Here is a 21,011-nt window from a genome sequence, read left to right as displayed (position 1 = left end):
CGGCCCGCCCACGGTTCGGGCGCGCCGAACATCGGCCCGATGAGGCAGGATGGACCTATTCGCACGTCTTCTCGGAGGGATCGCTTTGATCGGGTATGTCGCCGTGTTGGGGGTGGGCTACGTGCTGGGCACGAAGGCCGGACGTCGCCGCTACGAGCAGATCGCCGGCACTTATCGCGCCGTCACCGGCAGCCCGGTGACCAGATCGCTGATCGAAGGGGGCCGACGCAAGATCGCCAACCGGATCTCCCCCGACACCGGGTTCGTGACGCTGACCCAGATCGATGCACAGACTTCCGTCGTCGAACGAGCGGCCGAGCCGCAGGTGGACGATCTCGAACCGGAGGTGCAACCCCAAGTCACGCGGTGAGATCGTCGCCGCTGGCCTGCTCCAGCAGGCTGCGGCGATACGCCTCCATCGCGACCAGGTCGCCGAACAGTGCGTGGTATTCCTCGCCTTGTTCGATCGGCGACATGCGCTGCAGCTTCGACTTCACCTCGGCGATCTGCCGGCCCATCCAGACCTCCTGCAGCCGGGCCAGCACGCCGCCGATATACCGGGGCAACTGCTCATCCTCGGCGCGGATCACCTCGACACCCAGCTCGGTGACCAGACCGGCGGTCAAGCCCGAGTTGGTGTGCTGACGCACCATGTCCAGCCATTGCGCCCCACTGACGCCGCTCGACGTCCCACCGGCCGCATCGATGGCCGCGCGCACCGCTGCGTAGCCGGGATGCGTGAAACTCTCCACGGTCAAGGTGTCGAACACCGGGCCGGCCAGCGCCGGAAATTGCAGCGCGGACTTGAGCGCCTCACGCTGCGGCCACAGCGTCGGGTCGCGCGGATCAGGTCGGGCAGCCGCCGCGGCGACACCGGTAGCGGACACCGGGGCCGGGTCCGGCACCGCTCGGCGCGACGGTTTGCTCCCCGAACCGCCCTGACCCGGACCCTTGGCAGTCTTGGCCGTGGCCCGGACCCGGTCGATCACCTGCGCGACGTCGTCCCAACCGACCCAGCCGGCGAGCTGGCGAGCGTACTCGTCGCGCAGCGTGGGGTCCTTGATCTGGCTCACCATCGGTACACAGCGGCGCAGCGCGGCCACCCGGCCCTCGGCGCTGTCCAGGTCCATCTCACCCAGCGCGGTGCGAATCGCGAACTCGAACAACGGGGTTCGCCGGGCCACCAGGTCGCGCAGCGCACCGTCACCGGCTTTGAGCCGTAAATCGCACGGGTCCATGCCGTCGGGGGCTACCGCCACAAACGACTGGCCGGCCAGTTGCTGCTCGCCGGCGAACGCCTTGAGCGCGGCCGCCTTGCCGGCCTCGTCGCCGTCGAAGACGTAGATCAGCTCTCCGCGAAAGAAGCTGTCGTCCATCATCAGCCTGCGCAGCATGGCAAGGTGCTCGTCGCCGAAGGCGGTGCCGCAGGAGGCGACCGCGGTAGTGACCCCGGCCAGGTGCATGGCCATCACGTCGGTGTAGCCCTCGACCACCACCGCTTGGTGTCCCCGGGCGATGTCGCGTTTGGCGAGGTCGATGCCGAACAGCACCGACGACTTCTTGTACAACACCGTTTCGGGGGTGTTGACGTACTTGGCTTCCATCGTGTCGTCGTCGAACAGTCGCCGGGCGCCGAACCCGATCACCTCGCCCGCAGAGCTGCGGATCGGCCACAACAGCCGCCGGTTGAACCGATCCATCGGCCCGCGACGACCTTGCCTGGAAAGACCTGCCGCTTCCAGCTCTTTGAACTCAAAGCCCTTGCGCTGCAAGTGCTTTGTCAACGTGTCCCAACCCGACGGCGCGAATCCGCAGCCGAACCGGCGGGCGGCCTCGGCATCGAAGCTGCGCTCGGTCAGGTACTGCCGGGCCGGGGCTGCCTCGTCGGATTGCAGCGCCTGAGCGTAGAACTCGGCCGCCGCGGCGTTGGCGGCGGCCAGCCTGCTGCGGCTACCGCGGTCGCGTTGCACGTTGGTGGCCGCGGCGCCGGTATAGGTAAGGGTGTGGCCGACGCGGTCGGCCAGCATCTCCACCGCCTCCACGAAGCTGACGTGCTCGATCTTCTGGATGAACGCGTACACGTCGCCACCCTCGCCACAGCCGAAGCAGTGGAAGTGGCCGTGGTTCGGACGCACGTGAAACGACGGCGATTTCTCGTTGTGAAAGGGGCACAGCCCCTTCATCGAATCGGCGCCGGCGCGCTTGAGCTGAACGTAGTCGCCGACGACATCCTCGATCCGTGCCGCTTCCCGGATGGCGGCGATGTCGCGATCGGAAATCCTGGACCGTCCGCCGGAACGGCCCCCGTCCCTGGAACCCGCCGGACTCGACACGGGCTCAGTCTAAGCCGTTGGCCTGACGGTGATCAGAGGCGATGCGCTCCAACCGGCCCTCGGTGTAGGAGGCGATCTGGTCGACGACGACGCGCAACCGGGCACCGTCGTCGGCCGCGGTGTTGAAGGCCGCGGCGAACAGCGGATCGAGCGTTTGAGGCGCGCCAGCGAGCAGCCAGTGCGCCACCCGATGAATCCGTTCGCGTTGACCGGCCTGGGTCTGCAGGTGCCTCGGGTCGGACATGATGAACTGCAGCGCCAGCATTTTCAGTAGCGCCACCTCGGCCCGGACCAGGTCCGGCACGTGCAGATCGGCCTGGTAGCGCACCAACGGGCCGGGCCCGGCCGCGGCGCGGGTGGTGGCGATCGCGGCGGTGGCGAAGCGGCCCACCAACTCGCTGGTCAGCCGCTTCAGCGCGACCGACGCCGTCAGGGTGGCGTCGAACTTTCCGACCGCGGCAACCACCGGCAGGCCCGACAATCGCCGTGCGGCCTCCGCCAAGTCGTCGGCGCTGACCCGCTGGAATTCGCTCTCCCCCCAACTTGGCCAGCGCGGCGGCCTCGTCCTCGTCGGCCAGCACCCGCAGATCAATGCGTTCGGAGACCACGCCGTCCTCGACGTCGTGCACGGAGTAGGCGACGTCGTCGGCCCAATCCATCACCTGCGCTTCCAGGCAGGTGCGGCGCGGTGGCGCGCCCGCGCGGGCCCAGGCGGCAGCGGCTTGGTCCTCGGCGTAGAAACCGAACTTGCGTTCACCGCCCGCACCGCGCGGCCACGGATACTTGGTCACCGCATCCAGCGCGGCGCGGGTCAGGTTCAGCCCAGCGCTACGCCCTTGTGCGTCAAGGACTTTGGGCTCGAGGCTGGTCAGAATGCGGAAGTTCTGCGCATTGCCCTCGAAACCCCCCGTAGCCGGCCGCGAACTCGTCGAGCGCCCGCTCACCGTTGTGGCCGTACGGCGGATGGCCGATGTCGTGCGCCAGACCCGCCAACTCGACGAGGTCCAGGTCGCAGCCCAAGCCGACCGCCATGCCGCGGCCGATCTGGGCAACCTCCAACGAATGCGTCAGCCGGGTGCGCGGCGTATCGCCCTCACGCGGGCCCACCACCTGAGTCTTGTCGGCCAGCCGGCGCAGCGCTGCGCTGTGCAACACCCGTGCCCGATCGCGGGCGAAGTCGGTCCGGTGCTGGCCCTCGGTGCCCGGCAGACCGGCCGTCTTCGGCCCTTCGGGGACGCGCCGCTCCCGGTCGGCGTCGCCGTAGGGGTCTTGCTGATCTGTATTCACCGCCCCACAGTCTGCCAGCGGCTGCCGTCACCGGATCGGCCGACCGAATGACGGTTGAGCCGGCGCTGTCGGGGTATCAACAGGCTCACTGGGTCGGATCCAGGGTTGACGAATTAGCGGGCGGATGTCGACGAGCTCGTTGGCGCACAGTCACCAAGCTTTGGCCTCACTCGATCTCCCGCTCCGGTGGCACGACCACCGATTGCAGGGCCGCCCGCCCGCGCAGATCCCTGAGGCCAAGTTCAGGAGTGGATTCAAAGTGGAGAAGCACGCGCACAACAGGCGCTGGACGCGCCGACTCGTGACCGCCGCGGTCGCGGCCGCCGCACTACCGGCACTCCTCGGAGTGGTGGGCAGTGAGCCGGCCGCGCGAGCGGCAGCGCCGGAGTTCCTGCAGGTCCCCTCAGCAGCGATGGGCCGCAACATCACCGTGGAGTTCCAGCAGGGCGGCGCCCCCGCGGTCTACCTGCTCGACGGGTTGCGCGCCCGCGACGATCGCAACGGCTGGGACATCGAAACGAACGCTTTCGACGAGTACCAGGGGTCCGGCATCTCGGTGGTCATGCCGGTCGGGGGACGCTCCAGCTTTTACGCCGACTGGTACGGATCGGCGAACGGGGCCACCTACAAATGGGAGACCTTCCTGACCAGCGAGCTGCCGGCATACCTGCAAGGCAAGGGTGTCCGCACCACGCGCAACGCCGTCGTGGGAGTGTCGATGTCCGGGTCATCGGCGTTGATCCTGGCGGCCTACCATCCCGGCCAATTCGCCTACGCCAGTTCGCTGTCCGCGTACCTCACGCCGTCCAGCGGCAACGGCCCCACCTTGATCAAGTTCGCGATGAACGACGAAGGCGGTTTCAATCCCGAAGACATGTGGGGCCCCTCGGGTGGACCCGGCTGGCAGCGCCACGACCCAACCGTCCAGGCCGGCCGGCTGGCGGGTAACAACACCCGCCTGTGGGTCTACAGCGGTAACGGAACCCCGTCGGAGCTGGGCCAGAACAGCTTGCCGGGCTCGGTCATCGAGCAGGTCGTGTTACAGAGCAACGTCGACTTCAAGAACGCCTACAACGCCGCCGGCGGCCACAACGCGACGTTCAACATCGACGGCAGTGGAGTACACGGTTGGGGCTACTGGAATGCACAGTTGGTGGCCATGAAGCCGGACATGCAGCGGACGCTGGGCGCCGGGGGCGGGCAGGCCTGACCCCTGTTGCGCCGCGGGAGGGGCTGGGATGGCCTGCCGGAGCGGACCCCAGCCTCCAGCCCGCCAATGGCGCGCAGTTGCCCGAGACCACGCTCGCCGCGGCGACGGTCGGCGACGTTTAATAGCGAGATGCGCATCACCCGCCTGCTCGGCGTGTTCCTGACCGTTGTCGGCCTGGCGGCGGGGCCGCTGCTGCTGGCACCCGCCGCCGGCGCGCAGGCGCCGTTCCGATTGCCGGGCTACATCACCGACAACGCTGGCGCACTGTCCGAATCCGGCCGGGCCGCGGTGACCTCGGCCACCATCAAGCTCTACGCCGACCGGCGCATCCGGCTCTGGGTGGTCTACGTCGACACTTTCTCCGGCCAGAGCGCCGAGAACTGGGCCCAGCAGACCTACCGGGTCAGCGATCTGCACAACTACGACGCCCTGCTGGCGGTGGCCACCACCGACCGCGCCTACGCATTCCTGGTTCCCAACGGTGTGCAGGGGGTCAGCTCAAGCCAGGTCGACAACTTGCGCCGCAACCAGATCGAGCCCGCACTGGGCAACGACGATTGGAGCGGCGCGGCCGTCGCGGCGGCCAACGGACTCAACGTGACGCCCCGCTCGACCAATCCCGTCTGGGTGGTGGGAGCGCTCGCGGTCATCGCACTGCTGGTGCTGGTGCTGGTGCTGCTGATGCGCCGGCGCGCACGCCGGCGGCACGCCAACGCCCTGGCCGCGGCCCGCAGGATCGACCCCGCCGACGCGACCGCACTGGCGGCGGTGCCAGTGGACATCCTCGACGAGCTGTCCCGCGCCAAAGTGGTGGAAGTCGACAACGCCGTGCGCACCAGCGCCAACGAGCTGGCGCTGGCGATCGAAGAATTCGGCGAACAACGCACCGCACCCTTCACCCAGGCCGTGAACAACGCCAAAGCTGCTCTGTCCCAAGCGTTCACGGTGCGCCAACAGCTCGACGACAGCATTCCGGAGACGCCGGCGCAGCGGCGCGAGCTGCTCACCCGGGTGATCGTCGCGGCGGCCAACGCCGACCGCGAACTGGAGGCGCAGACCGAGGCGTTCGAGCAACTACGCGACCTGGTCATCAACGCCCCTGCCCGGCTCGATGCGCTGACCCAGCAATACGTGGAGCTCACCAGCCGTATCGACCCGGCCGCACAACACCTCGTCGAGCTGCATAAGGAATTCGGCGGGGCGGCGCTGGCCTCGGTGTCGGGCAACGTCACCACCGCCAAGGAGCGGCTGGACTTCGCCGACCGCAACATCGGCATCGCGCGCGATCTGGCCGACCGCGCAGTGAGCGGGCAGCAGTCGCCGCTGGTGGACGCGGTACGCGCCGCCGAATCCGCACTGGGACAGGCCCGTTCATTGCTGGACGCGGTGGACAGCGCGGCCGGTGACATCCGGCATGCGGTCGCCAATCTGCCGGCCCTGCTCAATGAGGTTCAGGCGGCGATCAAACGCGCCAACGAGCGGCTGCAGCACACCAAGGGCAACAGCGCCGCTCACCTCAGCGAGCTGATCGCTGCCCGCGACGCGGCGGCCCGCGCGCTGGACACCGCCGGGGGTCCCGCTGGCTCCGGGGATCCACTGAGCGCGTTCGCTCAGCTGACCAAGGCCGACGCCGAACTCAACCAGATGCTGACCACAGTGGCTCAGGAGCAGGCGAACACCGAACGACTCAACCGCTCCCTCGAGCAGGCGCTGTTCACCGCGGAGTCGCGGGTGCGGGCCGTCTCGGAGTACATCGACACCCGCCGCGGCAGTATCGGCCCCGAAGCCCGGACGCGGCTGGCCGAGGCAAAACGCCAGCTCGACGCCGCGCACGCCCGCAAGGCATCGCAGCTGACCGACGCGATCACCTACGCCAACGCCGCCTCGGCGCTGGCCGCTCAGGCGCAATCGCTGGCCAACGCCGATGTCCAGTCGGCGCAACGCGCCTACGTGCGCGGCGGGGACAGCGACACCGGCGCCGTGCTGGGCGGCATCATCATCGGCGATCTGCTCAGCGGCGGAATGCGTGGTGGGTTCGGCGGCTGGAGTCCGACGTCGTTCGGCGGCTCGTCTGGGGGTTCATCCGGCGGCGGTTTCATGGGCGGCGGCGGTCGGTTCTGAACGCGGGCGCCGCCGAGACGCTGCGCGGTAGCGACAAAAAGAACTGCGCACGTCTACCTGCTTGCCGCGGGTAGACGTGCGCAGTCGACGGCCGCGGCGGACGCACCGGCCAGCGGTGCGCCGCCCCGAACCGTACTTCTCTCAGGCCCAGCTGGACCCGACGGCGCTGTCGGTCTGCGCCATGTTGCTGCCGGCGCTCTGGACCTTCTGGCCGTGAGCGTTGGCCTGCTCGTAGATCACCTGGAAGTTGCGACCCAACTGGGTGATGAACTCCTGGCAAGCCACCGAACCGGCGCCGCCCCAGAAGTCACCGGCAGCCAGCACATCGCGAACGATGGCCTGGTGCTCGGCCTCCAGGTTGGCGGCCTGCGCGCGGATGAGCGCGCCGTGAGCGTCGACGTCGCCGAACTGGTAATTGATCGTCATCGAACCTGTTCTCCTTTGTCTGTGGAAGTTGTTGGGCTGCAGCGATTTTCGCTGCAGTCGGACTAGCTGCTCAGAATCTGCTGCGACGCCTGCTCTTGCTGCTCGTAGTTGTTGGCGTCACGGATCAGACCGTCGCGAACGCCGTGCAGCATGTTCACGATGTTGCGGAAGGCCTGGTTCATCTGGGTCATCGTGTCCATCGAGGTGGCCTCGGCCAGACCACTCCAGCCCGCGCCGGAGATGTTCTGCGAGGACGCCATCATCCGGCGAGCCTCGTCTTCCACCGTCTGAGCGTGAGTCTCGAAACGACCCGCCATCGCCCGCATCGAGTGCGGGTCGGTCATAAAGCGAGTTGCCATGTTGCATGTCTCCTTTTTGCTTACGTGGATGTGTTACTTGGATTTCTCAACCAGTTTTGATTGATGTGATCGCCGCCTTCGGGAGCTCCGAAGCGGTCAATCACCCCTAGACAACGACAGTCTTGACCCTTTCTCTCATCCGGCTGCCGGCGAATGCGGGACCACGCTGCTACCGCGTGGCATCTCGAAACGAGGTTCAGCGTTCTCCGCTTCCCACTGTTTCCACTCAGCCCACTCATCCCACTCGTCGTTGCTCGGTTCGATCGGTTCCGGATCGACCGCACCGGGCACTACGACGACGTCTTCGACACCAGCTTCAGACTCCTTCGCCCAATGGTCGTAGTCATCTGGCGGAACAGCCGTACCCCAGCTGAGCGGAACCGACAATCCGCCGAGCATGCCTGACTCGCCCCGTTTCGCCGCCACTGAGTCTGGCGGCAAGGGCGGACCAAGAGGCAAAAGCACGGTGTCCCCTTTCAGTGCCGATGTCATAACACCTTTGCTTGACGGCGAGTGCACACCACCAAGCCCTCGAATCGTAAGCCAAATTGCGCCCACAAGTGAGGTGAATCCAGGATTTTTTCTGGCAAAACTCTGCGGTGACGCTCCGGGTCGGCGGGGCCGCAGAGCGCAGCCGGGCCGGCCACCTTCCCCGACGCCCCTACTTGAGGACAGCAACTTTGCATCTTCCGGAGCCGAACCCGGATAGGCGATGCGGGTGACCCGTCGTAAAAGCGTTGGACGCCAGACACTTTCGGCTGTCCGCACCCTGTAGCAGGCAGGTGGGGGCGCGGCGCAGCCAAGCCCGCTGGGGGTGCCCCGGTGGGCTGCGTTTGCCGGGTGGGCAAGGCTTGCGGGACAACACTCGATAGCGAATCGAGGTGTTCGTTGTGGCACCCAAAAAAAGCGTTGGGCACACACCGCGGAAATTTTGGGCAGTGCGACCGGCGGGGTGGTCCAGATTCGGTTTGAATGCATCCGGTGCAACCGCGAAATCGTTGCGCCGCCGAATCGAATCGGAATCAGCGCCGTGTTGTCGCCGCGGCCGCGGGCTGTGGGTCCGCTGCTCGCATTCTGGCTGGGCGGTATGGCGGTGAGTACCGCGTTGGCTTTCGTGGAACTTCCCCTGCCGAGTCAGTTCGCGGCACCGGCCAGGACCGATCAGATCATGGCCGCGATGAATCGGTCGGCCCAGCCCGCCGGGAGCAGATCTTCGCCTGCGTCGTCACCCTGCTCGGCGCGTTCCTGATGACCCGCGGACTCGGCAGCACCTGAGCGCCGACGCGGCGTATTACTTTGCGGGACAAGCTAAAACAAAGGCGCGGGCGACGCGCACCCCTGGCGTCACCCGCTGCGGCACCCGCGCCTTTGCAGAGTCGTTATCCGACGCCGGTCCGCGGGATCACGCTGGGCCGGTTCTGCACCACGTGCGGGCTGGCGCCGCCGCGGCCCAGCGGGCCGCCGGGCATGCCCGCACCGGCGCCGCCGCCCATACCCATCGGCATCGGCATCATCGGCATGCCGCCCCCGCCCGCTGCGCCGGCGGCCTGAGCCATCTCCGCGGCGTTGGCGCCCAGGCCTGTCATCGCCGAACTGATCATTCCCTTGGGTACCGAGCCCTGCCAGGTCGGCGGCACGGACATCGCGCCGACCAGCCTTGCGTTGCCCAGACTCCCCGCCATGCCGGCGCCCAGGCCGGCACCACCGGCTCCCATGCCTTTCATCGGGTTGACGTCGCCGACGAACTTCGGCACGTCCGCCAAGTCAGCCGCGGTGGTGGCTCCGACCAGGCCGGCGGTGCCGGCGTTAGCGGTCTGTCCCAGTTGCATCATCGGACCGATCAGCATGCTGGCCGGCATCGCACCGGCCTGTGCCACCGACATCAGCGTTTCCACCGGAACGCCCGCGGCCACCGATTGCACACCTGCCACCAGCGACGACGCGCCCGCGGCAGCTTGGGTCGCCACCGGGCTCAGCGCCGCCGATGCCGAGGTCGCCAAACCGACGACGTTCGCGTTGACCGTCGAGGCCAGGCCCGCCAGGTCCAAGGGCGGCACGCTGAACGGGGTCAAACTCTCCGCCACCGCCGTGGCACCGGTGTGATAACCGAGCATGGCGGCGACATCCTGCGCCCACATCTCCACGTAGTCGAACTCAGTGGCAAAGATCGCCGGGGTGTTCAACCCCAGAAAGTTCGTCGCGATCAAGGTCGCCAATGACACCCGATTGGCTTCCACCGCCAACGGATGCACCGTCGCCGTCAGCGCCGCCTCGAACGACGTCGCCGCCGCCCGCGCCTGCAAGGCCGCCGCCGTCGCCTGTGCGGCAGCCGCGCTCAACCAGCCCACGTACGGAGTGGCCGCAGCCACCATCGCCGCCGACGCCGGACCCGCCCACGGCCCACCCGCCAACGCGGTGATCACCGAATCGAACGAACTCGCCGACCCGTACAGGTCCGCGGCCAGACTCTCCCAGGCCGCCGCCGCCACGTGCAACGGCCCCGAGCCGGCACCGGCGAAAATCCGCGCCGAGTTGATCTCCGGCGGCAACCACGCAAAGTCCAAAATCATCTACAACCCCAACCCAGCCAGCCGCGTCAACGGCGCCAACGAAGACAGATCACTGCGACTCGACACACACCAGCCCATGGCCGAATCGTAAAACAATCGGAACCAGAAATCCGGGCATTCGCAAAATAGGCTGATACCGGAGTTTTGTGAACCGAAGCGAGACAGTTACTCGTTCATCATATTCGCGCCGGAACGTGCGCCGTGCACAAATTTCGCACTAACCGACACCGGTCCGCGGAATAACGCTCGGCCGGTTCTGCAGTACGTGCGGGCTGGCGCCGCCGCGGCCCAACGGGCCGCCAGGCATGCCGCCACCGGCGCCGCCGCCCATCGGCATCGGCATCGGCATCATGCCCGTTCCGGAACCGCCGGCGGCCTGGGCCATCGCCGCCGGATTGGGCATCGCACCGAAGCCGGTCATCGCCGAGCTGGCCATGCCCTTGGGCACCGAACCCTCCCAGGCCGGCGGCACCGACATCGCGCCAACCAGGTGAGCCTTGCCCAGATCTCCGGCCATGCCCGCGCCGATTCCGGCACCGCCACCCAGTCCGCTGAGGGCTGGCGCCGTCTCTCCGACGAACTTGGGCACGTCTGCCAGGCCTTCCGTGGCACTGGCCAGGCTGGCGGCGGTACTGGTGCTGGCCGTCTGTCCGAGCTGGGTCAGCGGACCGATGAGCATGCTGGCCGGCATGGCCCCGGCCTGAACCACCGACATCAGCGTTGACACGGGTACCGCGGCGGCGAACGATTGGGCTCCCGCGACCAGCTCCGAGGCTCCTTCGGCGACACCCTGTGCCACTGGGCTCAGCGCCGCCGACGCCGACGTGGCGAACCCGACGACGTTCGCGTTGACCGTCGACGCCAGGCCCGCCAGATCGAGCGGCGGCACGCTGAACGGGGTCAAACTCTCCGCCACCGCCGTGGCACCCGAGTGATACCCCAGCATCGCGGCCACATCCTGCGCCCACATCTCCACATAATCGAACTCGTTGGCAAAGATCGCCGGCGTGTTCAACCCCAGAAAATTCGTCGCCACCAGCGTCGCCAACGACACCCGATTGGCTTCCACCGCCAACGGATGCACCGTCGCCGTCAGCGCCGCCTCGAACGACGTCGCCGCCGCCCGCGCCTGCAACGCCGCCGCCGTCGCCTGCGCCGCCGCCGCACTCAACCAGCCCACATACGGCGTCGCCGCAGCCACCATCGCCGCCGACGCCGGACCCGCCCACGGCCCACCCGCCAACGCGGTGATCACCGAATCGAACGAACTCGCCGACCCCGACAGGTCCGCGGCCAGACTCTCCCAGGCCGCCGCCGCCACATGCAACGGGCCCGAACCGGCACCGGCGAAAATCCGCGCCGAGTTGATCTCCGGCGGCAACCACGCAAAGTCCAAAATCATCGCAACCCCAACCCAGCCAGCCGCGTCAACGGCGCCAACCCGGATGTGGCGACCCGTCGCGAGAGCCAGTCCACGGGCGGATTTTAAGGCATACGTCGGCTGGTGTCTTGACTTTCGCCGGGATAGTTCCCGAGGGATTCAGGATTCTGTTCTGACCGGCGATACGCTCCGCCTACCGGGCTCCGGCAGATGCCCCGGCAGGCGCTGCAGTCCCGCCGCGGCCTGCTGCCGAGACGACAACGCCGTAACCGCGGCCGCCAACATGAACCGACACGCTTTAGAAATTGTCCGCAACGAATTCATCTCCGGCGGCCGACACGGGAAATTCATAAATTGAAATTCCCTTCCAGAAAGAAATTGCAGCGGAAGCAGCGAATCAGCTGCCCTTCAGCCGCACCGCCAGGTAATCGGCGACGCTGTCCATCGCGACCCGCTCCTGGCTCATCGCGTCGCGCTCACGGATGGTGACGGCGTTGTCCTGCAGCGAGTCGAAGTCGACGGTCACGCAGTACGGCGTACCGATCTCGTCCTGTCGGCGGTAGCGGCGGCCGATGGCGCCGGCGTCGTCGAACTCGATGTTCCAGGACTTGCGCAGCTCAGCAGCCAGGTCGCGGGCTTTGGGGCTCAGGTCGCCGTGCCGCGACAGCGGCAGCACCGCGGCCTTGACCGGCGCCAGTCGCGGATCGATCCGCAGCACGGTGCGCTTGTCCATACCGCCCTTGGCGTTCGGCGCTTCGTCTTCGGTGTAGGCGTCGATCAGGAACGCCATGAACGACCGGGTCAGGCCGGCCGCCGGTTCGATCACGTACGGCGTGTAGCGGGTGTCGCTGCCCTGGTCGTAGTACGTCAGCTCGGTACCGGAATGCTTGCTGTGCGTCGAGAGGTCGAAGTCGGTGCGGTTCGCGATGCCCTCCAGCTCGCCCCACGGGTTGCCGGCGAAGCCGAATTTGTACTCGATGTCGACGGTGCGGTCGGAGTAGTGCGACAGCTTCTCTTTCGGGTGCTCGTAGAGTCGCAGGTTCTCCGGGTCGATGCCGAGGTCGACGTACCACTGGCGGCGGGTGTCGATCCAGTACTGGTGCCACTCCCGGGCCGTCGAAGGTTCGACGAAGAACTCCATCTCCATCTGCTCGAACTCCCGGGTGCGGAAGATGAAGTTGCCCGGAGTGATCTCGTTGCGGAAGCTCTTGCCGATCTGCCCGATGCCGAACGGCGGCTTCTTGCGGGAGGTCGTCAGCACGTTGGCGAAGTTGACGAAGATGCCCTGCGCGGTCTCCGGACGCAGATAGTGCAGTCCCTCTTCGGTTTCGATGGGGCCGAGGTAGGTCTTGAGCATCATGTTGAACTCGCGCGGCTCGGTCCACTGACCCTTGGTGCCGCAGTCTGGGCAGACGATCTCGGCCATCGGCACGGCCTCGGGGTCGTCCAGGCCCTTCTTGAGGGCGTAGGCCTCCTGCATATGGTCCTGACGATGCCGCTTGTGACAGTTCAGGCACTCCACCAGCGGGTCGTGGAAGACCTCCACGTGGCCGGACGCCACCCACACCTCGCGCGGCAGGATGATCGACGAATCGAGGCCCACCACGTCGTCGCGGCCGGTGACGACCGCCCGCCACCACTGCCGTTTGATGTTCTCCTTGAGTTCCACGCCCAGCGGACCGTAGTCCCACGCCGACTTGGTGCCACCGTAGATCTCGCCGGCGGGAAAGACGAAGCCGCGCCGTTTGGCAAGGTTGACAACGGTGTCGATAACAGACGCCACGGGCCGTGGGCTCCCTTCGGAGAGTCAGCCGAACGCGGGGCCCGAGGGGGCGGCCCGCAAAACCTCAGTCATGGTAGCGACCGTTGCCACGGTCTTTGACATGCATCATCATGCATGTGACAGTGGAGGGCAGCCGCGGACGGATGTCGACGAGTCCTCGGTACACAAGCAGCAGCCAGTTGCGCGGAACCTCAAGAGGTGGTGACTCCCAAACGGTGACGTCGCCCTGGACGCCTACGCCCCCGTCCTCCGCCGCCGATGAGGATCTGGTCGGTCCGCATGACCACGTCGTCGATGCCTTTGCCCCAGCCGCCGCCTATCCGACGCCGCCGTCGCGGGAAATCCTCGACGCCGCCGGCGAACTGCTGCGTGCGCTGGCCGCCCCGGTGCGGATCGCCATCGTGCTGCAGCTCCGCGAATCCCAGCGCTGCGTACACGAGCTGGTGGACGCGCTGGGCGTGCCGCAGCCGCTGGTCAGCCAGCATCTGAAGATCCTCAAGGCGGCCGGGGTGGTGTCCGGCGAACGCTCCGGACGGGAAGTGCTGTACCGGCTCGCCGACCATCACCTGGCGCACATCGTGGTCGACGCGGTGGCGCACGCGAGCGAGGACAATCCGTGAGATCCGCCGGCGACGGTGCAGAGCGACGCGATGAGGAGGAGCGGCATAGATGACCGGGACGAGCGTCCGTTCCACCCGCCAACGGGCGGCCATCTCGACGCTGCTGGAAACGCTCGACGAATTCCGCTCCGCGCAGGAGCTGCACGACGAGTTGCGTCGCCGCGGTGAGAACATCGGCCTGACCACGGTCTATCGCACCCTGCAGTCGATGGCGACCGCCGGCCTGGTGGACATGTTACGCACCGATACCGGCGAATCGGTGTATCGGCGGTGCTCGGATCATCATCACCACCACCTGGTGTGCCGTAGCTGCGGCTCCACCATCGAAGTGGGCGACCACGAGGTCGAGACCTGGGCCGCGGAGGTGGCCAGCAAGTACGGCTACTCCGACGTCAGCCACACCATCGAGATCTTCGGCACCTGCTCGGACTGCCGCGGCTGACCGCTGCGCTAACCGATCAGCTCATCGCGAATCTGCGCGCCGCTGTCGAGCACCAGCAGGATCAGCGTGCGCAGCGCGTCGTCGGACAGGCCGGCACCGGGAAAGTTGTACCGCAGCATCACGTCACCGGTTTTCCTCTTGCCGGGGTCCTTGTCCAGCACGGTGACCGAGCCGAAGTTCAGCTCCCGCCCCTGACGCGCCACCTGGTCACTGACCTTGCGGGTCAACGGCAGATCCCAGGCGATCACCTGGGTCAGCGAGATCATGTCGAGGCCCTCGACGATGTTGACCACCCGCAGCGATGCGAACGTTCCGTGGTGCCGGACGGTGATGGCGCCGTCGGCCTCCTCCGCCACCGGAAGTACGTCGCTCAGGAGCGGTTTCAGGCGCTGCTGCAGGGATGACATCTAGGCGCTCCCGAATCGTCGATTGCGCGAGGCGTACTCCTCGCAGGCCGCCCACAGATCGCGACGGTCGTAGTCCGGCCACAACTTGTCCTGGAAGACGAACTCGGCATAGGCGGCTTGCCACAACATGAAGTTGCTGGACCGGTGTTCGCCCGAGGTCCGCAGAAAAAGGTCGACGTCGGGGATGTCGGGCCGCTGCAGGTGGCGCGAGATCGTCGCCTCGGTGACGCGGTCCGGGTTGAGCCGGCCGGCCACAGCCTCGTCGGCGATCCGGCGGGCGGCCTCGGCGATCTCGGCGCGGCCACCGTAGTTGACGCAGTAATTGACGGTGATGACGTCGTTGCGGGCGGTCATCTGCTCCGCGATCGCCAGTTCGTTGATCACGCTGCGCCACAGGCGCGGACGGGAACCGACCCAGCGGATTCGGACCCCGATGTCGTTGAGGTTCACCCGGCGCATGCGCACCACGTCCCGGTTGAAGCCCATCAGGAAGCGGACCTCCTCGGGTGAGCGCTTCCAGTTCTCCGTGGAGAAGGCATACAGGCTGAGCCATTTGATCCCGAGTTCGATTGCGCCGCAAACGATGTCGATGACAACCGCTTCGCCCATCTTGTGCCCCTCGGTGCGGCTGAGGCCGCGTTGGGTGGCCCAGCGGCCGTTGCCGTCCATCACGATGGCGACGTGGTTGGGTAACTGGGCGGCCGGGATCCGGGGCGCGACGGCCCTCGAGGTGTGCTGCGGCGGCCGCCGCGGTCCGCCGTCGGGTGACGGCGGCAGCGCCGGGAAGACGACCGGCCACGTCGAGGTGTCGGGAAACGTCGGATAGTCGTGCGGCGCCGGGGACAGTTGCGGGAAGTCGGCGGACCTCAGCTTGCGCTCGGCCTTGCTAGCCACACTCGCTATCCTGCCCGATCAGCGCGGCGCGGCGGTCGGCCAGGGTGCGATCAGCCTGGTAGTTGCGCTCCACCAACGGCAGCGTCTTGAGTTGCCGTTCCAGATGCCATTGCAGATGCGCGGCCACCAGTCCACTGACGTGGCTGCGGTGCGCCTGCGGCGAGCGCTCGGCGCATTCCCAGTCGCCGTCGCGCAGGGCCGACATCAGGTCCAGCACGCCTAGCGGTGGCGTCGTCGCACCGGCCGGCCGGCAGTGCGTGCAGACGCTGCCGCCGGCCGCGATGTGGAACGCCCGGTGCGGACCGGGGGTGGCGCAGCGGGCACATTCGGTCAGCGCCGGGGCCCAGCCGGCGGTGTCCATGGCGCGCAACAGATAGGCGTCCAGCAGCAGATCGCGGGGCCGGCGCCCGTCGGCCACCGCCCGCAGCGCACTGACGGTGAGCTTGTGCAGCGCCGGGGCGGGCGCCCGCTCCTCACCGGCCAGCCGCTCTGCGGTCTCCAGCATCGCGCACCCGCAGGTGTAGCGGCCGTAGTCGCTGACGATGTCGGTGGCGAACGCGTCGATCGAGACGACCTGGGTGACGATGTCGAGGTTGCGGCCCGGATGCAGCTGGGCGTCGATGTGCGCGAACGGCTCCAGCCGCGCCCCGAATTTGCTGCGGGTGCGGCGTACGCCCTTGGCCACCGCGCGCACCAGCCCGTGATCACGGGTCAACAGGGTGACGATCCGGTCGGCCTCGCCGAGCTTGTGCTGGCGCAGCACAACAGCCCGGTCTCGATATAGCCGCATCACAATAGTTTTGCACCCCGCCGCGACATCTCGGGTATCCGCGCCGTTAGTCTCGTACCCCGTGGTTGGCGCTTCTGGGTCTGGTTCTGGGGCCGTATCCGGCTCCGGCCAGCAGCGCTTGCCCACCCTGACCGACCTGCTCTACCAGCTGGCCACCCGGAAGGTGACCTCCGCGGAGCTGACCCGGCGGTCGCTGCATGCCATAGATGTGAGCCAGTCCACCCTGAACGCCTTCCGGGTGGTGCTCACCGAGTCCGCGTTGACCGACGCCGCGGCGGCCGACCGACGCCGGGCCGCCGGGGACACCGCACCCCTGCTGGGCATCCCGATCGCGGTCAAGGACGACGTCGACGTGGCCGGGGTACCGACCGCCTACGGCACCGACGGCTACGTCCGGCCCGCCGCTTCGGACAGTGAGGTGGTGCGCCGCCTCAAAGCGGCCGGCGCGGTGATCGTCGGCAAGACCAACACCTGCGAACTGGGCCAGTGGCCGTTCACCAGCGGGCCGGGTTTCGGGCACACCCGAAACCCGTGGTCCCGCCGGCACACGCCGGGGGGCTCCTCGGGCGGTAGTGCGGCCGCGGTGGCGGCGGGACTGGTGACCGCCGCCATCGGGTCCGACGGCGCCGGCAGCGTCCGCATCCCGGCCGCGTGGACGCATCTGGTGGGCATCAAGCCCCAACGCGGCCGCATCTCCACCTGGCCCGAACCCGAGTCGTTCAACGGCCTGACCGTCAACGGCGTGCTGGCCCGCACGGTGGCCGACGCCGCGCTGGTGCTGGACGCGGCGTCCGGCAACGTCGAGGGCGACCTGCACCAGCCGCCCCCACTGACCGCGTCCGATTACGTGAGCCGCGCGCCCGGCCCACTGCGGATCGCGCTGTCGACCGGGTTTCCGTACACCTTCTTCCGGGCCAAACTGCATCCCGAGATCCTGGCCGCCATCCAGCAGGTGGGCGAACGACTCGAGCTGCTCGGCCACACCGTGGTCAAGGGGAACCCGGATTACGGCATGCGGCTGTCCTGGGATTTCCTGGCCAGATCCACTTCCGCGTTGTGGGCGTGGCAGGACCGCATGGGTGACGGCGTCAACTGGGACCCCCGCACGTTGTCCAACATGCGCACCGGCCACATGCTGTCGCAGGCGACGCTGCGCGCAGCGCGCCGCCACGAGGCCGCAGACCAGCGCCGGGTGGGATCGATCTTCGACATCGTCGACGTGGTGCTGGCGCCGACCACCGCGCAGCCCCCGCCGCAGGCCCGGGCCTTCGACCGGTTGAGCAGCCTGGGCACCGACCGTGCCATCATCGCCGCCTGCCCCTACACCTGGCCGTGGAACGTGCTGGGCTGGCCGGCGATCAATGTGCCGGCCGGTTTCACCGCTGAGGGGTTACCCATCGGTGTGCAGTTGATGGGACCGGCCAACAGCGAGGGCATGCTGATTTCGCTGGCCGCCGAATTGGAGGCGTTCAGCGGATGGGCGGCCAAGCAACCGACGGCGTGGTGGAGCGCCGGCAACAGCACGCCGCCGATGCACAGCGTGCCGTCCGTGTCGAAAAGACGCTAGCTGTCAGCGGTGGCCGACTAAAAGCCAAGGCGGCCAAGCTGTTTGGGGTCGCGTTGCCAGTTCTTGGCGACTTTGACCCGCAGGTCCAGGTACACCTTGGTGCCGAGCAGCTTCTCGATCTGACTGCGCGCGGCGCTGCCCACTTCGCGCAGTCGGGCGCCGCCCTTGCCGATCACGATGCCCTTCTGGCTATCCCGCTCGACGTAGAGCACCGCGTGCACGTCGATCAGGTCGTCACGGTCCTCACGCGGGCTGACCTCGTCGATCACCACCGCCAGCGAGTGCGGCAACTCGTCGCGCACACCCTCGAGCGCGGCCTCGCGGATCAGCTCGGCCATCAGCACCTCTTCGGGCTCGTCGGTCAGCTCGCCGTCGGGATAATAGGCCGGCCCGGGTGGCAGTGCCGCGGCGAACACGTCGGTCAGGACGTCCACCTGCGCCCCGGAAACCGCTGACACCGGGACGATCTCGGCGGCCTGCGGGACCAGTTCGCTGACCGCGACCAACTGTGCGGCCACCCGGTCCTTGGGTACTTTGTCGATCTTGGTCACAATGGCCACCAACGTGGTCTTCGGGGCGACCGAACCGATCTGCTCGACAATCCAGCGGTCGCCGGGACCGATCGCCTCGTCCGCAGGTATGCACAACCCGATGACGTCGACCTCGGTGTAGGTGTCGCGGACCAGGTCGTTGAGGCGCTTACCGAGCAGGGTGCGTGGCCGGTGCAGGCCGGGGGTGTCGACCAGGATGATCTGGAAGTTCTCCCGGTGCACGATGCCGCGGATGGTGTGCCGGGTGGTCTGCGGGCGCATCGAGGTGATCGCCACTTTGGCGCCGACCAGTGCGTTGGTCAGGGTCGACTTACCGGTGTTGGGCCGGCCCACCAAACACACGAAGCCCGAGCGGAACTCGCTCACCGCGCCCCCTGCGCCCAGCGTGCGTCCACGGCTGGTTTCGGCGCCGCTTCGCGCCGTGACTGCACTCTGCGCGTCACTTATCTTCCTCTGTCTCGGCCGGGCTGAGCAGGACGGTGCCGATCCGGACCCGGCCCCGATGGTCACGGCCACCTTCGGCGTGCAGCCGCAAGCCGTGCGACACCACCTCGGCGCCGGGCAGCGGGGACACGACCGAGTTCCAGGGCCAGCAGCCCACCCACCGTGTCGACGTCGAGATCGTCGTCGAACTGCACGCCGTACAGTTCGCCGACGTCTTCGATGGGCAGCCGGGCCGAGACCCGGAACCGGTTGTCCCCCCAGTTCCTCCACCGGCGCGGTTTCGGCTTCGTCGTACTCGTCGGCGATCTCGCCGACGATCTCCTCGAGCACGTCCTCGATGCTCACCAGGCCGGCGATGGCGCCGTACTCGTCGACCAGCAGCACCAGGTGGATGCGGTCGCGCTGCATCTCGCGCAACAGCGTGTCCAGCGGCTTGGAGTCCGGCACGAAAACCGCCGGACGCATCACCTTGGACACCAGGATGTCGCGACCCCCGTCGGCGGAGAAGAATGCTTGTTGCACAAGGTCTTTGAGGTAGACGACACCCAGAACGTCGTCGACGTTCTCGCCGATCACCGGCAGCCGCGAGTGACCGCTGCGCACCGCCAGCGCGATCCCCTGCCCGGCTGTCTTGTCGCCCTCGATCCACACCATCTCGGTGCGCGGCACCATCACCTCCCGCGCGGGGGTGTCGCCGAGCTCGAAGACCGACTCGATCATCCGGCGTTCGTCGGCGGCGACCACGCCGCGCTGCTGGGCCAGGTCGACGACTTCGCGCAACTCGATTTCGGAGGCGAACGGCCCGTTGCGGAAACCGCGGCCAGGAGTCAGCGCGTTACCCAGTACCACGAGCAACCGGCTGATCGGCATCAGCAGCCACGAGAGCACTTGCAGCGGAAGGGCAGTCGCCAGCGAGATGGAATACGCGTGCTGCCGCCCGAGGGTGCGCGGGCCGACACCGATGACGACGAAGCTGGTGACCACCATGATCGTGGACGCGTAGAAAGGCCCCCAGCCCAGGCTGTGACCGAACTGGAAGAAGACCACCAGCAGCGCGGTCGCGGTGATCTCGCACACGATCCGCAGCAGCACCACCAGGTTGATGTAGCGGGGGCGGTCGGTCATGACTTTGAGCAGCGACCGCGCGCCGGGCCGCTCGTCGCGCACCAATTCCTGCACCCGGGCCAGCGACACCGTGCTGACGGCGGCGTCGACCATCGCGAAGATGCCGCCCAGCGCCACCAACACGACCGCACCGAGCAGCTGGGACAGACCGGTCAATTGTCGAAGTACCTCGACTTGTCCAGCAGCCGGCGGTCGCGCTCCTCCTGCCGGTCCTGGCGGTAGGCCTCGACCTGTTCGGCGACCCACTCCTCGAGCAGGCGGTCCTGCAGCGCGAACATCTCCCGCTCCTCGTCGGGCTCGCCGTGGTCGTAGCCGAGCAGGTGCAGGACACCGTGGATGGTGAGCAGCGCGAGTTCGTGCCCGAGGGTGTGGCCCGCCGCGGCGGCCTGCTGGGCGGCGAATTCCGGGCACAGCACGATGTCGCCCAGCATGGCCGGGCCCGGTTCGGGTGCGTCGGGCCGGCCACCGGGTTCGAGCTCGTCCATCGGGAAGCTCATCACGTCGGTCGGGCCGGGCAGGTCCATCCACCGCATGTGCAGGTCGGCCATGGCCGGGATGTCCAGCAGCACCATCGACAGCTCGGCCGCGGGGTTGACGTCCATTTTGGTGATGACGAAACGCGCGACGCTGACCAGTTCGACTTCGGAGACGTCGATGCCCGACTCGTTGGATACCTCGATGCTCATAACACCCTCACGCAC

The 21,011-nt window shown here is 67.8% G+C and carries 18 protein-coding genes and 2 pseudogenes; 6 read left to right on the top strand and 14 right to left on the bottom strand.

The features are described 5' to 3' along the window. Positions 1-85 precede the first annotated feature (85 nt). Complete coding sequence (locus L6444_RS10325) at positions 86-370, top strand: hypothetical protein (protein WP_236983983.1); 285 nt, start codon at positions 86-88, stop codon at positions 368-370. Here L6444_RS10325 and dnaG read toward each other — a convergent pair. Further along, on the bottom strand, positions 360-2,333 hold the full coding sequence (dnaG, locus tag L6444_RS10320; RefSeq protein WP_236982227.1) for a DNA primase: 1,974 nt from the start codon (positions 2,331-2,333) through the stop codon (positions 360-362). The two genes, L6444_RS10325 and dnaG, sit on opposite strands and share 11 nt — an antisense overlap. A gap of 4 nt (positions 2,334-2,337) precedes the next feature. After that, positions 2,338-3,620, bottom strand: a pseudogene (locus tag L6444_RS10315) (deoxyguanosinetriphosphate triphosphohydrolase). A 259-nt stretch (positions 3,621-3,879) separates the two neighbouring features. On the opposite strand from L6444_RS10315, the gene L6444_RS10310 reads away from it, so the two are divergent. Both L6444_RS10310 and L6444_RS10305 read left to right on the top strand, forming a co-directional pair. Continuing rightward, the gene (locus tag L6444_RS10310) at positions 3,880-4,830 is read left to right on the top strand and encodes an esterase family protein (protein ID WP_236982225.1); all 951 of its coding nucleotides are present in this window, start codon (positions 3,880-3,882) and stop codon (positions 4,828-4,830) included. Between the two features lie 129 nt (positions 4,831-4,959). Further along, positions 4,960-6,951, top strand: a complete 1,992-nt coding sequence (locus tag L6444_RS10305) for a TPM domain-containing protein (protein WP_236982223.1) — start codon at positions 4,960-4,962, stop codon at positions 6,949-6,951. Positions 6,952-7,092: 141 nt separating this feature from the next. Here the strand turns inward: L6444_RS10305 and L6444_RS10300 are convergent, their stop codons facing one another. The 6 genes from L6444_RS10300 to L6444_RS10275 form a co-directional block, all read right to left on the bottom strand. Further along, a complete protein-coding gene (locus tag L6444_RS10300) occupies positions 7,093-7,377 on the bottom strand; it encodes a WXG100 family type VII secretion target (protein WP_083111340.1) in 285 nt (94 codons plus the stop codon). 62 nt (positions 7,378-7,439) lie between these two features. Next, positions 7,440-7,736, bottom strand: coding sequence for a WXG100 family type VII secretion target (locus tag L6444_RS10295; protein ID WP_180913534.1), 297 nt, complete (start codon positions 7,734-7,736; stop codon positions 7,440-7,442). A gap of 135 nt (positions 7,737-7,871) precedes the next feature. Continuing rightward, positions 7,872-8,201 (bottom strand): hypothetical protein, encoded by a 330-nt coding sequence (locus tag L6444_RS10290; RefSeq protein WP_246398070.1) that lies wholly within the window; start codon positions 8,199-8,201, stop codon positions 7,872-7,874. Positions 8,202-9,115: 914 nt separating this feature from the next. After that, positions 9,116-10,306 (bottom strand): PPE family protein, encoded by a 1,191-nt coding sequence (locus tag L6444_RS10285; protein ID WP_236982219.1) that lies wholly within the window; start codon positions 10,304-10,306, stop codon positions 9,116-9,118. Positions 10,307-10,523: 217 nt separating this feature from the next. Then, positions 10,524-11,708 (bottom strand): PPE family protein, encoded by a 1,185-nt coding sequence (locus tag L6444_RS10280; RefSeq protein WP_236982217.1) that lies wholly within the window; start codon positions 11,706-11,708, stop codon positions 10,524-10,526. Between the two features lie 376 nt (positions 11,709-12,084). Further along, positions 12,085-13,470: a glycine--tRNA ligase gene (locus tag L6444_RS10275; protein WP_236982216.1), complete on the bottom strand. Its 1,386-nt coding sequence runs from the start codon at positions 13,468-13,470 to the stop codon at positions 12,085-12,087. A 143-nt stretch (positions 13,471-13,613) separates the two neighbouring features. Here L6444_RS10275 and L6444_RS10270 point away from each other — a divergent pair, with 143 nt between their 5' ends. Both L6444_RS10270 and L6444_RS10265 read left to right on the top strand, forming a co-directional pair. Beyond that, on the top strand, positions 13,614-14,090 hold the full coding sequence (locus L6444_RS10270; RefSeq protein ID WP_459561286.1) for an ArsR/SmtB family transcription factor: 477 nt from the start codon (positions 13,614-13,616) through the stop codon (positions 14,088-14,090). A 49-nt stretch (positions 14,091-14,139) separates the two neighbouring features. After that, positions 14,140-14,532 (top strand): Fur family transcriptional regulator, encoded by a 393-nt coding sequence (locus L6444_RS10265; RefSeq protein ID WP_236982212.1) that lies wholly within the window; start codon positions 14,140-14,142, stop codon positions 14,530-14,532. 8 nt (positions 14,533-14,540) lie between these two features. On the opposite strand, the gene L6444_RS10260 is transcribed toward L6444_RS10265, so the two are convergent. The 3 genes from L6444_RS10260 to recO are packed head-to-tail and all read right to left on the bottom strand — an operon-like array spanning position 14,541 to position 16,623. Continuing rightward, a complete protein-coding gene (locus L6444_RS10260; RefSeq protein ID WP_236982210.1) occupies positions 14,541-14,939 on the bottom strand; it encodes a hypothetical protein in 399 nt (132 codons plus the stop codon). Next, the gene (locus L6444_RS10255) at positions 14,940-15,833 is read right to left on the bottom strand and encodes a decaprenyl diphosphate synthase (RefSeq protein ID WP_236982208.1); all 894 of its coding nucleotides are present in this window, start codon (positions 15,831-15,833) and stop codon (positions 14,940-14,942) included. Further along, positions 15,826-16,623 (bottom strand): DNA repair protein RecO, encoded by a 798-nt coding sequence (recO, locus tag L6444_RS10250; protein WP_236982206.1) that lies wholly within the window; start codon positions 16,621-16,623, stop codon positions 15,826-15,828. Before recO ends, L6444_RS10255 begins: the two co-directional genes overlap by 8 nt. A 61-nt stretch (positions 16,624-16,684) precedes the next feature. Here recO and L6444_RS10245 point away from each other — a divergent pair, with 61 nt between their 5' ends. Continuing rightward, positions 16,685-18,190, top strand: coding sequence for an amidase (locus tag L6444_RS10245; RefSeq protein ID WP_236982204.1), 1,506 nt, complete (start codon positions 16,685-16,687; stop codon positions 18,188-18,190). Positions 18,191-18,207: 17 nt separating this feature from the next. Here L6444_RS10245 and era read toward each other — a convergent pair whose 3' ends face one another. From era to ybeY, 3 genes and pseudogenes are all read right to left on the bottom strand, one after another. Beyond that, positions 18,208-19,107 (bottom strand): GTPase Era, encoded by a 900-nt coding sequence (gene era, locus L6444_RS10240; protein WP_236982202.1) that lies wholly within the window; start codon positions 19,105-19,107, stop codon positions 18,208-18,210. Positions 19,108-19,180: 73 nt separating this feature from the next. Then, positions 19,181-20,466 (bottom strand): annotated as a pseudogene (locus L6444_RS10235) (hemolysin family protein). After that, positions 20,463-20,996, bottom strand: coding sequence for an rRNA maturation RNase YbeY (ybeY, locus tag L6444_RS10230; protein WP_236982200.1), 534 nt, complete (start codon positions 20,994-20,996; stop codon positions 20,463-20,465). Before ybeY ends, L6444_RS10235 begins: the two are co-directional and overlap by 4 nt. Between the last annotated feature and the right edge of the window lie 15 nt (positions 20,997-21,011).

Origin of the sequence: Mycobacterium kiyosense, from assembly GCA_021654635.1 — a bacterium.
GTDB lineage: Bacteria > Actinomycetota > Actinomycetes > Mycobacteriales > Mycobacteriaceae > Mycobacterium > Mycobacterium kiyosense.
This window is presented reverse-complemented; position numbering and strand designations above follow the sequence as displayed.

Coding starts and splice junctions, on each gene's coding strand:
- L6444_RS10305 (WP_236982223.1), top strand. CDS start 4,960: ATGCGCATCACCCGCCTGCTCGGCGTGTTCCTGACCGTTGTCGGCCTG.
- L6444_RS10300 (WP_083111340.1), bottom strand. CDS start 7,377: ATGACGATCAATTACCAGTTCGGCGACGTCGACGCTCACGGCGCGCTC.
- L6444_RS10295 (WP_180913534.1), bottom strand. CDS start 7,736: ATGGCAACTCGCTTTATGACCGACCCGCACTCGATGCGGGCGATGGCG.
- L6444_RS10285 (WP_236982219.1), bottom strand. CDS start 10,306: ATGATTTTGGACTTTGCGTGGTTGCCGCCGGAGATCAACTCGGCGCGG.
- L6444_RS10280 (WP_236982217.1), bottom strand. CDS start 11,708: ATGATTTTGGACTTTGCGTGGTTGCCGCCGGAGATCAACTCGGCGCGG.
- L6444_RS10270 (WP_459561286.1), top strand. CDS start 13,614: ATGTCGACGAGTCCTCGGTACACAAGCAGCAGCCAGTTGCGCGGAACC.
- L6444_RS10265 (WP_236982212.1), top strand. CDS start 14,140: ATGACCGGGACGAGCGTCCGTTCCACCCGCCAACGGGCGGCCATCTCG.
- L6444_RS10260 (WP_236982210.1), bottom strand. CDS start 14,939: ATGTCATCCCTGCAGCAGCGCCTGAAACCGCTCCTGAGCGACGTACTT.
- recO (WP_236982206.1), bottom strand. CDS start 16,623: ATGCGGCTATATCGAGACCGGGCTGTTGTGCTGCGCCAGCACAAGCTC.
- ybeY (WP_236982200.1), bottom strand. CDS start 20,996: ATGAGCATCGAGGTATCCAACGAGTCGGGCATCGACGTCTCCGAAGTC.